Source organism: Citrobacter sp. Cf118 (genome assembly GCF_030334095.1).
Taxonomy (GTDB): Bacteria; Pseudomonadota; Gammaproteobacteria; order Enterobacterales; family Enterobacteriaceae; genus Citrobacter; species Citrobacter freundii.
This window is the reverse complement of record NZ_JAOWES010000014.1, coordinates 1-281: the sequence shown is the minus strand read 5'-3', so window position 1 is coordinate 281 and position 281 is coordinate 1. Positions and strand designations below refer to the sequence as shown.

Sequence of the window (281 nt, the reverse complement as noted above, 5' to 3'; positions counted from 1 at the left end):
CACACTACCATCGGCGCTACGGCGTTTCACTTCTGAGTTCGGCATGGGGTCAGGTGGGACCACCGCGCTACAGCCGCCAGACAAATTCTTTTCTAAGTGCCGAACTTTAACCGAAAAACTGGTGCTGATACCCAGAGTCGAACTGGGGACCTCACCCTTACCAAGGGTGCGCTCTACCAACTGAGCCATATCAGCACACTAAATTTGATGCCTGGCAGTTCCCTACTCTCGCATGGGGAGACCCCACACTACCATCGGCGCTACGGCGTTTCACTTCTGAG

General features: G+C 54.8%; 1 tRNA gene and 1 rRNA gene. Both read right to left on the bottom strand.

The features are described from left to right. Window positions 1-81, bottom strand: a 5S ribosomal RNA gene (gene rrf, locus OGX67_RS00395); the annotation flags it as partial. Window positions 82-119: 38 nt separating this feature from the next. After that, window positions 120-195: transfer RNA gene (locus tag OGX67_RS00390), tRNA-Thr, on the bottom strand. Window positions 196-281: the final 86 nt, after the last annotated feature.